Origin of the sequence: Plantibacter sp. CFBP 13570 (assembly GCF_014841395.1) — a bacterium.
Taxonomy (GTDB): domain Bacteria; phylum Actinomycetota; class Actinomycetes; order Actinomycetales; family Microbacteriaceae; genus Plantibacter; species Plantibacter auratus.
Map to the genome: position 1 here is coordinate 1 of NZ_JACYTW010000090.1, position 10,056 is coordinate 10,056.

14 protein-coding genes are annotated in these 10,056 nt (G+C 69.2%); 7 read left to right on the top strand and 7 right to left on the bottom strand.

Translation table 11 applies throughout. The features are described 5' to 3' along the window. Window positions 1-755, bottom strand: a 755-nt coding sequence (locus IFT89_RS18535; protein ID WP_202939687.1) for a 2TM domain-containing protein, incomplete at its 3' end; no start/stop codon positions are given. A 134-nt stretch (window positions 756-889) separates the two neighbouring features. After that, a complete protein-coding gene (locus IFT89_RS18540) occupies window positions 890-1,105 on the bottom strand; it encodes a DUF3073 domain-containing protein (protein ID WP_064294210.1) in 216 nt (71 codons plus the stop codon). A 207-nt stretch (window positions 1,106-1,312) separates the two neighbouring features. Here IFT89_RS18540 and IFT89_RS18545 point away from each other — a divergent pair, with 207 nt between their 5' ends. Genes IFT89_RS18545 through crcB form a run of 4 tightly spaced genes read left to right on the top strand, consistent with a single transcriptional unit; the run spans window position 1,313 to window position 3,234 of the window. Then, complete coding sequence (locus tag IFT89_RS18545) at window positions 1,313-1,897, top strand: HhH-GPD-type base excision DNA repair protein (protein ID WP_071262410.1); 585 nt, start codon at window positions 1,313-1,315, stop codon at window positions 1,895-1,897. A 4-nt stretch (window positions 1,898-1,901) separates the two neighbouring features. Continuing rightward, on the top strand, window positions 1,902-2,426 hold the full coding sequence (locus IFT89_RS18550; protein ID WP_191940498.1) for a universal stress protein: 525 nt from the start codon (window positions 1,902-1,904) through the stop codon (window positions 2,424-2,426). Further along, complete coding sequence (locus IFT89_RS18555) at window positions 2,423-2,857, top strand: fluoride efflux transporter FluC (RefSeq protein WP_307783547.1); 435 nt, start codon at window positions 2,423-2,425, stop codon at window positions 2,855-2,857. Before IFT89_RS18550 ends, IFT89_RS18555 begins: the two co-directional genes overlap by 4 nt. After that, complete coding sequence (gene crcB, locus IFT89_RS18560) at window positions 2,854-3,234, top strand: fluoride efflux transporter CrcB (protein ID WP_137242314.1); 381 nt, start codon at window positions 2,854-2,856, stop codon at window positions 3,232-3,234. Before IFT89_RS18555 ends, crcB begins: the two co-directional genes overlap by 4 nt. Window positions 3,235-3,303: 69 nt before the next feature. On the opposite strand, the gene IFT89_RS18565 is transcribed toward crcB, so the two are convergent. Together IFT89_RS18565 and IFT89_RS18570 are read right to left on the bottom strand one after the other, a co-directional pair. Further along, entirely contained in the window at window positions 3,304-3,594 is a 291-nt protein-coding gene (locus IFT89_RS18565) for a hypothetical protein (RefSeq protein WP_202939688.1), read from the bottom strand. A gap of 59 nt (window positions 3,595-3,653) precedes the next feature. Then, window positions 3,654-5,657, bottom strand: coding sequence for an APC family permease (locus IFT89_RS18570; protein ID WP_085511822.1), 2,004 nt, complete (start codon window positions 5,655-5,657; stop codon window positions 3,654-3,656). A gap of 261 nt (window positions 5,658-5,918) precedes the next feature. Here IFT89_RS18570 and IFT89_RS18575 point away from each other — a divergent pair, with 261 nt between their 5' ends. Both IFT89_RS18575 and IFT89_RS18580 read left to right on the top strand, forming a co-directional pair. Continuing rightward, the gene (locus tag IFT89_RS18575) at window positions 5,919-6,425 is read left to right on the top strand and encodes a septum formation family protein (protein ID WP_307783548.1); all 507 of its coding nucleotides are present in this window, start codon (window positions 5,919-5,921) and stop codon (window positions 6,423-6,425) included. Window positions 6,426-6,608: 183 nt separating this feature from the next. Further along, window positions 6,609-7,118 (top strand): septum formation family protein, encoded by a 510-nt coding sequence (locus IFT89_RS18580; RefSeq protein ID WP_191940500.1) that lies wholly within the window; start codon window positions 6,609-6,611, stop codon window positions 7,116-7,118. A 59-nt stretch (window positions 7,119-7,177) separates the two neighbouring features. Here IFT89_RS18580 and IFT89_RS18585 read toward each other — a convergent pair whose 3' ends face one another. The 3 genes from IFT89_RS18585 to IFT89_RS18595 form a co-directional block, all read right to left on the bottom strand. Continuing rightward, the gene (locus IFT89_RS18585) at window positions 7,178-7,810 is read right to left on the bottom strand and encodes a PadR family transcriptional regulator (RefSeq protein WP_086474617.1); all 633 of its coding nucleotides are present in this window, start codon (window positions 7,808-7,810) and stop codon (window positions 7,178-7,180) included. Next, window positions 7,807-8,664, bottom strand: coding sequence for a DUF4097 family beta strand repeat-containing protein (locus tag IFT89_RS18590; RefSeq protein ID WP_137242313.1), 858 nt, complete (start codon window positions 8,662-8,664; stop codon window positions 7,807-7,809). The genes IFT89_RS18585 and IFT89_RS18590 overlap by 4 nt, the downstream gene beginning before the upstream one ends. 170 nt (window positions 8,665-8,834) lie before the next feature. Next, complete coding sequence (locus IFT89_RS18595; RefSeq protein WP_194643868.1) at window positions 8,835-9,449, bottom strand: hypothetical protein; 615 nt, start codon at window positions 9,447-9,449, stop codon at window positions 8,835-8,837. Window positions 9,450-9,654: 205 nt separating this feature from the next. Here IFT89_RS18595 and IFT89_RS18600 point away from each other — a divergent pair, with 205 nt between their 5' ends. Next, entirely contained in the window at window positions 9,655-9,930 is a 276-nt protein-coding gene (locus IFT89_RS18600; RefSeq protein ID WP_202939689.1) for a hypothetical protein, read from the top strand. Window positions 9,931-10,056 lie beyond the last annotated feature (126 nt).

Sequence of the window (10,056 nt, forward strand, 5' to 3'; positions counted from 1 at the left end):
TCGTCGGCGGCGGCTGCGACGGTCTCGGCGTCGCCGGTGGACGTCGACTCCAGGACGATCGACTCGGCCGGTTCGGCGGACGTGTTCGGCGCGGCTGCGGCCTCGGGCGCGCGGTCGGTGCCGGAGAAGACCGCGGCGAACTGCTCGGTCGGGGTGGGCTCGGCGGCGCGCACCCAGTCCGAGGTGGGCTCCGCCGCAGGAGCCTCGGAGGCCGGAGCCTCGGCCGACGGGGCCTGGTAGGCGCCGTACTGCTGCGTGGCCTGGGCGCCCTGGGTCGGCTGCGTGCCGTAGCCGCCGGTCTGGCCACCCGCGTACTGCGAGGTGTCGTAGGCGGCCGTCTGTCCGTACTGTGCGGGGTCGTACACCGGCGCCTGGCCGGTCTGACCCGCCTGGTACGGGTGCTGCTCGTAACCGCTCTGACCGGCGTACGGTGCCTGCGCGGGGTTCGGCTGCGAGGCGGCCTCGCGAGCGGCAGCGCGCTGCTGCTGCTGGTTCACGAGGCGCGCGACCTCGGCGTCGATGGCGTCCTCGGTGATGTGCTTGGACGGACCGTAGGCGTCGAGTCCGACGAAGACCAGGGCGATGCCCATCACGAAGATCGGCCAGATCGGCCAGAAGTATCCCCAGGCGCCGGTGAGGAGCCAGATGACGATCAGGAGGACGGAGACCGCACCCCAGACGGCGAGAAACTGCTTGAAATCGTGCTGCGCCTTCAGGCGCTTCTTGGCGGCAACGCGGAGTTCGTCGGTGTTCATCCGTCCAGGCTAGTCTCCGCCCAGCGAGAACTCCATTTGCCGACACTCGTCTGAGAGATCACCCAGCCGTGAGGTGCTGGAGCGACGGCGAACCGCCGATGCAGGCGCGCGCCGGAACGGTGGGAAGGGCGCGCCTACGCGCCCTTCGCCTCACCGTCGGCGTACTTCTCGGCGTATTCAGCCCACTTGGCGATCTCGTCGTCGTAGCTCTCGTCGACGCCCGTGCCCGGGTGGTCGACGGAGTGCCCCGTGAGCTCGCGCTCGAGCGCGTTGTAGTTCACGTCCGGGCTGAACGACTTGAGCTCACGAGCGATCTTCGTGTGCTTTGCCTTTTGACGGCCACGACCCATGCGAGACCCCCTCATGATTTTCTGACCGGCCGCGCTTGCGGGGCGTCCGGGGCTTTCGCCTACCAGGGAACGATAAAGACTAGCGTTGAGCTTACCATGCCGCCCGTGGACGGGGCGCTCGTACGGAGACGGTCTGCCGGGCACCGATGCCGACACCGCGACGGAACGGGGCTGGGCCAGGACGTCGAGTGGTGGGACGATGGACCCATGACCGGAACCCTGCACATCACCGGAGATGCGGACGCCGACCGCCTGTTGTCGACCGACCCGCTCGCCCTGCTCGTCGGCATGCTGCTCGATCAGCAGGTGCCGATGGAGACCGCGTTCGCCGGCCCGCTGAAGATCAGCGACCGCCTCGGTTCCTTCGACGCGGCCACGATCGCGCGGGAAGAACCCGAGGCGTTCGCCTCCCTCTTCAAGACGAGTCCCGCCGTGCACCGGTTCCCGGGTTCCATGGCCGGCCGGGTGCAGGGGCTCTGCGCCGCGATCGTCGACGACTGGGACGGCGACGCGGAGGCGATCTGGACGCGCGACGCGCCCGACGGCCCGGAGATCCTGAAGCGCCTGCTCGCCCTGCCGGGGTTCGGTGAGCAGAAGGCGAAGATCTTCCTCGCGCTCCTCGGCAAGCAGTACGGGCTCGACGCGGCCGACTGGCGGAAGGCCTCGGCGCCTTACGGCGAGGACGGCAGCCTCCGGTCCGTCGCCGACATCGTCGACCCGGAGTCGCTCGCGCAGGTGCGGGCGGCGAAGCAGGCTGCCAAGGCTGCCGCGAAGCGCGCGAAGGGGGAGTGACGACATGAGCGAAGCGCAGCGGGGTACCGCGATCGTGGTCGGTGTCACGCCGGGGCAGCCCGACACCGTGCTCGTCGAGGCGGCGTCGTTCGCGCAGGCCTTCGCCTGCCGGCTCGTCCTCGCTCACGTCGACGCGAGCCGGTTCGTCGTGGTCGAGAACGTCGACGGCACCGTCACGTCGTTGCCGTTCGACGCAGATCTGCACGACTTCGACCCGGAGCCCGCCGATCCCGGCCTGGAGGCGACGGCGCACCGTCTCCTCGACGACACCGGCGTCGTGTGGGAGCTGACCCAGCTCGCCGGTGACCCGGCTCGTGCCCTCGGTCGACTCGCCGATTCGGTGTCCGCCCGGGCGATCATCGTCGGGACCCGGGAGCGGGGCCTCCGGAAGGGCATCCTCGAGTTCTTCAACGGTTCCGTCGCCGCGACGCTGGCCCATCGGCAGGCGCGTCCGGTGATCGTGGTCCCACTCGCGCCGAGCGCCACCGACGAACCACTCTGGGACGCCTCCGCCGGCGACCTGCGGTGACGGCCGCTCCGACGGGGACACGGGCTCCGCACCTCCAACCCGCCACGATCGCGATGGTCGCGCTCGGTGGCGCGATCGGGACGGGCGCCCGCGAGGCGATCTCCCTCGCGGTCCCGCCGATCGGTGGTGTCCCGGTGGCCATCCTCGGCATCAACGTCGTCGGCGCCTTCCTGCTCGGTCTCCTCCTCGAGTCGCTGCTCCGACGCGGGCCCGACGTAGGCCGTCGACGCGATCTCCGCCTGTTCTTCGGCACCGGCGTCCTCGGCGGCTTCACGACGTACAGCGCGCTCGCGGCCGACAGCAGTGTCCTCCTCATCGAGGGGAGCGCGCTCGTGGGAGTGCTGTACGCGGTGGGGAGCGTCGTGCTGGGCGTCCTGGCGAGCTGGAGCGGCATCGTCCTCGCCCGACGGATCGGCGGTGGCCACTCGTGACGCCGTGGCTCTTCCTCGCGATCGCGGCGGCCGGCGGTGTCGGTGCCGCGGCCCGCTTCGTCGTCGACGGCCTGGTCCGCTCCCGCGTGGGTGGTGCGTACCCCTGGGGGACGACCGTCATCAACGTCAGCGGGTCGCTCCTGCTCGGCCTCGTCACGTCGCTGGCCCTCGGCGGGGTCGTCGACGAGGCGTGGCGGCTCGTCCTCGGGGGTGGCCTGCTCGGTGGGTACACGACGTTCAGCACCGCGAGCATCGAGACCGTCCGGCTGCTCCACGACGGACGTTCCCGGGCCGGATTGACGAACGCGTTGGGCATGCTCGTCGCGTCGGTCGTCGCAGCCCTGGTCGGCTACGGGCTCGGTTCGCTCCTCGCCTGACCGCCCGTTCGCCCAAATACGGGCGAATGAGCGTTCGTTCGCCCGAAGATGGGCGAACGGACACGGCGGCTACGCCTCGAAGCGGCGGTTGTGGCGGAGGTTCAGCACGATCGGGATCCCGAGGGCGATGATGAGCAGCAGGATGCTCCAGAAGCCGATCTCCGACCACAGCAGGAAGACGCCGAAGACGCCGAGTCCGCCCGACAGCCCGCGCAGGATGATCGTGAACTGCGGGAGTCGCTGCGGGCGGCCCTGCCACATCGGCAGCGGCGAGTCGGGGTTCGCGGCGATGAGACGGACCATCGACAGCGTCCCGAAGACGGCCGCGAGGAACAGCAGCGAGAGACCCCAGGTGAACATGTCCCCAGTCTGTCAGTCTGCGACAACTCCCTCACGCCGTCGCCGGAGCGCGTGGCCGATCAGGAGCGGGGCTGCCCCGTGTTGCGGTCGATGTGCGGCTTCCGCTCGATCGGCTTCTTGACGCGGACGATCTCGCCACGTCGTTCCTGGCCGGGCAGCGGCCGTGACCGACGTCCGTAGATGAGCTCCGAGGAGTCGAGCAGCCAGGGCACGAGGGCGACGGTCACGCCGTGGACGAGCATGATCTGGTTGCGGATCCGCGATGCCCGCCGGTTGTGGAGGAGGCTCTCCCACCAGTGCCCGACGATGTACTGCGGCATGTAGACCGTCACGACCTCGGCGCCGTGCTCAGCACGGTGCGCCTTGATGTACTTCGCGAGCGGCATCGCGAACTCGCGGTACGGCGACTCGAGGATGACGAGCGGCACGTGGATGTTCTGTTCGATCCACTGCTGCTCGAGCAGTTTCGTGGCCTCCGGATCGATCGACATGTGGACCGCTTCGAGGCTGTCGTGCTTGGCGGCGATCGCGTAGTCCAGCGCCTTGAGGATCGGCTTCTGCATCTTGCCGACGAGGACGATCGCGTGGTCGCCGGTCGCGCCGAAGGTCGTGGTCGGGTCGACTTCGACCTCCTTCTCGACGTCGCGGTAGTAGCGGTTCACGCCGAGCATGAGGACGAAGAGGATCGGCATGAGCACGAAGACGAGCCAGGCGCCGTGGGTGAACTTCGTGATCGTCACGACGATGAGGACGCTCGCGGTGAGCAGGGCGCCGAACGCGTTGATCGCGAGGCCGCGGTAGACGGAGCCGCGGTTGTCGCAGCCCTCCCGCAGCATCCGCAGCCAGTGCTTCACCATGCCTGTCTGGCCCAGCGTGAACGACACGAACACCCCGATGATGTACAGCTGGATGAGCTGGGTGAGGTTCGCCTGGTAGACGACGAGGATCGCGCACGCGGCGAGGCCCAGGATGATCATGCCGTTCGAGAACACGAGGCGGTCGCCACGGGTGTTGAGCGACTTGGGGGCGTAGGAGTCGCGCGCGAGGACGGCGCCGAGCAGCGGGAAGCCGTTGAACGCGGTGTTGGCCGCGAGGAGCAGGACGCACGCGGTCGCCGCCTGGATGAGGAAGAACGGGATGCTGTTCGCGCCGAACACCGCGGTCGCGACCTGCGCCATGAGGCTCGGCTGCGGCGTCGTCGCGCAGTCCGCGAACCCTTCGAGGTGACAGGCGTTCTCGGCGTAGTGCACGCGGGAGATGAGGGCGAGCGCGGTGAGGCCGACGAACAGCACGATCGCGGTGCCGCCCATGAGGACCAGCGTCTTCTGGGCGTTCTTGATCTGCGGGCGACGGAACGCCGGGACGCCGTTCGAGACCGCTTCGACACCGGTGAGCGCTGAACAACCGGAGGAGAAGGCGCGCAGGAGGAGCAGGATGAACGCCGCTTGGGTGAGGCTCTCGCCCTGCACGGTGAACTCGGCGCTCGACGCGACCGGGGCGTCGCCCATGAACGTGCGGGCGAGTCCGGCGACGATCATGACGAGCACGCTCGCGATGAAGAAGTAGGTGGGGATCGCGAAGGCCTTGCTCGACTCCCGCACGCCACGGAGGTTCACGGCCATGAGGACGAGGACGAATCCGACGGCCAGCTCGACGCGCCACGGGTTCAGCCCGGGGATCGCGGAGATGATGTTGTCGACGCCCGAGGCCACCGACACGGCGACCGTGAGGACGTAGTCCACCAGGAGAGCGGAGGCGACCACGAGGCCGGCCTTCTCGCCGAGGTTCCGGTGGGCGACCTCGTAGTCGCCACCACCCGACGGGTACGCCTTGATGAGCTGCCGGTAGCTCGCGACGACCACGACGAGCAGGATCACGACGCACGCCGCGACCCACGGCGCGAAGCTCAGGAAGGCGAGCCCGCCGAGCGTGAGGATCATGAGGAGTTCCTGCGGCGCGTACGCCACGCTCGACAGTGCGTCGCTCGCGAAGATCGGCAGCGCGAGCCGTTTGGGGAGGAGCTGGCCCTCCAGGTTCTCGGTCGGCAGCGGGTCCCCGATCAACCAGCGTTTTGCCGATCGTGGTTCTGTCCCGGGCTCTCGACCCTCAGTTGTCACGAGCGGCGATATTACTCCTTCGGGAACCGGAGTCAAGCGGGGATGAGCTGGATGGACAGGCATCGTCACCCGACCGTGACGCAGTGTTCATCGAGCGGGGGAGTGGCGGACCAGGATGGTCGACCAATATCCTGATCGACGGCTGTTGCTTGGCTGTGAGCCCGGACAGTCGCTCGTGATCGACCACCCACCTCAAGGACCCTCATCGTGACCGCTCGCCGTCGTCTCCTCCCGCTCGCCCTTGCCGCCCTCGCCGCGGCCCTGACGCTCTCCGGTTGCAGTGTCGTGGAGGGCATCCTCCCGAAGCCAGCCGAGACCCGGGACGCGCATTCCGGTGAGATCGTCGGTGGAGGCACGACGGACGTCTTCACCCTCTCGGTCGGCGACTGCCTGAACGACGAGTCGTCGTCCGACGAGGTCACGGAGGTGCCGACCGTGCCCTGTTCCGAGCCGCACCAGTACGAAGTGTACGGCGAGGTCACGCTGACCGGCGACGAGTGGCCCGGCGAGGAAGCCGTCACGCAGCAGGCCGACGACGGTTGCTACGCGCAGTTCCAGGCGTTCGTCGGGATCGTCTACGAGGACTCCAGCCTCGAGTTCAACTACTACACGCCGACCGAGGCCAGCTGGAACGGGGTGGACGACCGGCTCGTCACCTGCGTGATCTACGACTCCGCGGCGACCACGGGCTCGCTGGCCGGCGCGGCACGGTAGGTCGACCGCGCGCGCAGCACCGACGGGACCGCCCGACTCCAGAGTGGGGTCGGGCGGTCCCGTTTCTCGGCCCTGAATCCGGGGCTACGCACAATTCATGACAACTCATATGTCATATACTGGATTGCTTCGGCCTGAGCGCTGCCGAGCGCCATTCACGTTCCCTCCGGACAAGGACCTCCCATGACCTCCCATCGCTTCCTCCCTGCCATCACCGTCTCCATGGCGGTCGCCGCAGTACTGACCCTCTCCGGCTGCAGTGCTATCGAGGGCATCCTCCCCAAGCCGGCGGAGACGCGCGACCCGCAGTCCGGAGAGATCCTCGAGGGCGGCGCGACCGACGTGTTCACCATCGCGGTCGGCGACTGCCTGGACGACTCGTCGACCGCCGACGAACTCACCGAAGTACCGACCGTGCCGTGCTCCGCGGATCACGACCTCGAGGTCTACGCCGACTTCGAGCTGGAGGGCGACGAATGGCCGGGCGACGAGGCCGTCACCTCGGAGGCGGACGCCGGGTGCCTGGCGCAGTTCGAGCGCTTCGTCGGTATCCCGTTCGAGGAGTCGGCACTCGACTACAGCTTCTACTGGCCGACCGAGGAGAGCTGGGACCAGCTGGATGATCGGCTCGTCAGCTGTCTGATCTTCGACACCGCGCCGACGGCCGGGTCGCTCTCCGGCGCCGCCCGCTGACGCGGCGACGACGACGTGCCCGCCTCCAGACGGGAAGGCGGGCACGTCGTCGTCGATCGTCAGGAGCCGCTGAGCCGCTCCCGCAGGCGGTCGCGGACGGCGACGAGGTCGGCACGCAGGGCCGACACGGTGTCGTCGTCGAGCGCGCCTCCACGGGCGACGTGCTCGCGGAGTTCGGCTCGGACCGCCTGGCGGAACTCGTTGATCGACACGTCGGTCTCGTGGAGCGCCAGGCGTCCCTGCACCTTCTGGTCGGCGCTCTCCTCGGCGGTCGACGTCCAGCTCGGACCGGGCTTCGCGGACTGCTTCGCCTCGCGCGCGGCTGAGGCGAGATCGGCCCGGAGGCTCTTCATGGCCGCCGTGACCCCGCTACGGACCTCGTCGGCGATACGACGGACGGAATCGGTGAGCTGGTCCTCGATGCCGTCGAGCTCGCCCGCCCGTGCTGCGAGCTCCGCCCGGCCCGCCTCGGTGATCTCGTAGACGGTCTTCCGGCCGTCACTCGTCTTCGTGACGAGTCCCTCCTCTTCCAGCTTCGCGAGGCGCGGGTAGATGGTGCCGGCGCTCGGGCTGTAGGTGCCACCGCTCCGGTCGGTGAGTGCCTGGATGAGTTCGTAGCCGTGCTTCGGCGACTCGTCGAGCAGGCTCAGGAGGTACAACCGCAGGCTGCCATGGGCGAAGACGGGGCTCATGCGCCTGCCTCGCTCCCTGCGGTGGTGGCCGCGCCCGCCGGCTCGGCAGCCGGGCGGCGGAGGACGGTCACCGCGCCGCCGACGGTGTTCATGCGCACCTCGGCGAACTGTCCGGACAGGGCGCCGGTGTGCGAGTTGTACCCGCCACCGCGCAGCCCCTTCAGGACGACGCCGTCGATCGCCAGGCGTCCGCCGACCGAGTTCGCCGTGTAGCGGGCGGCGAGTTCCTCGTCGAGACGGACCGTGATCGCGCCGCTCACGGTGTTCAGGTCGAGCTGTTCGCATGCACCGTGGATGTCGAGGAGCAGGTCGGAGGAGACGCCGTCGATCGAGGCGCGCGTGATGTCGCCGGAGACGGTGACGTCGCCCGAGACCGTGTGCGCCTGGATGCGACCCGTGTGGTTCTGGACCGTGAGCTCGCCGCTCACGGAGTTGAGGTCGAGCCGTCCGGTCATCCGGTCGGCCACGAGGTCGCCGGACACCGTGTTGAGCTTGGCGTCTGCGGTGAGGCCTGCGACCAGTCCGCTGGCGCTGACCACGCCGAACGTCAGGGCGATGTCGCGGGGGACGAGGACGCTGACCTGGGCCGTGGCGCGATTGGCGCCGAAGTTCGAGAACACTTCGAGGAAGTTGTCCCAGCGCAGCTGCGGGTGGTCGATCTCGGCGACGTCGCCGTCGATGGTGATCTTGAGGTCCTTGCCGGTGACGGCCCCCACCTCGATGCGGGCGCCGGGCTCGTCGTGTCCGATGATGTCGACCTGGCCGCCGATGAGGCCGACCTTGAGTCGTCTCACGAGTTCGAGGTCGATGATGCGGCTCTCGCCGGGAGCGATGATCCACTTCTCCTGTGCCATGGTGCGGTTCCTTCCGAGTGATCGCGATATATCGCGTTGAACTGGAATTCACGATATATCGCGTTTCGGCGCGTGGCAACCCCCGGAACCTCCGGGATCACCCTGAGTCGACCCTGGGATCGGCGTACGGACGGTCGTCGCGGCGCACGTCGGTCTGCAGCGGCGGAGGCTCAGTACCAGGGAGCGATGGCCAGGTCGTCGGGGACGGACCCCTCGCCGCTCGGTGGCCCACTGCCGTCGAGGCAACTGGATCCCGCCGGGACCTCCGAGTGCGCCGACCACGGGTCGTCGGCCTCCAAATGGAAGGGCACGTACCCGACGAGCTTCGAGGATGGAGGCCTCACCTCGGCCTCGAGCGCAGCGGTGAAGTCGTCGAACTCCTTCGTGGCGTACACCGTCGCGCCCTCCAACCCCGACGACGGATCCAGCTCGCAGGAGACGGCCACCGGTCGCCACCCTGCGTCGCGCAGCTGGGCCAACATGGCGGTGGCGGCAGGCCAGGCGGGTCCGCTCGCTCCTGGTTCCGCGGTCACGTCCGACGGCCAGAGGTCCTCGACCGTGATCGCCCCGCGTTGCACGCTGACGTTGGCAGAGGTGTCCGGAACCCGTGGCCCGGTGACGCTGCCGTCCGTGAAGAGCGGATCATCGGCCAACGCGGTGAGCCGGGCGTGGTCGGTCTCGTCGGCCACGACGGGTGTCGCCGACAGGCCGCATCCCGTACAAGCGAGCGCGGCGACGAGGATCGTCAGCGACACGGTCGCGAGGCGACGATGGATCTGCTGCATGACGGTTCCCTCCGCGGCGCCCGAGCGGACGCGTCACCCTCACCGTAACCGACACCCCGGCGTGCGCCACGTCCGACGCCCGACGGGTGATGGGGAGTGCTGCCCATCGTCTTCCGGAGCCGGCGGGGACAAGGTGGAACCATCGGATCAGGCGCCTCACCGGGATCGACCGGGCAGCGCGAACAGCACCGGAGAGCGGGGACCCATGAGTGGCACGATAGAGGTGGACGACGCGGGCCTGGCGGCGGTCGTCCAAGCGGTGGGTGGGGCGGCCACGAGCGCGACGGGGGTCTTCTCGACCTGCCTCGACACGTCGTTCCTTGACGAGCAGGTGGCTGCGAACGCCGCCGCCTTCGAACTGACGTGGCGGACCGAGATGACGGAGGCGGGCAAGACGCTCGACGACTTCGCACGGTGGATGCAGAACGTCGCGGACACGATGGCCGGCACGGACGCGGCGCTCGCCAAGGACGCCTCATGACCGCGCCGCCGCCGCAGGCTCCGCCACCCACGGCGGTCCCGTCCGATCGTCGTGACGCGGCCGAGCGGGCCGCGACCGGCGCGCGGGTCGCGTCGCTGGCCGCGGAACTCCGAGGAGCCGGCGTCC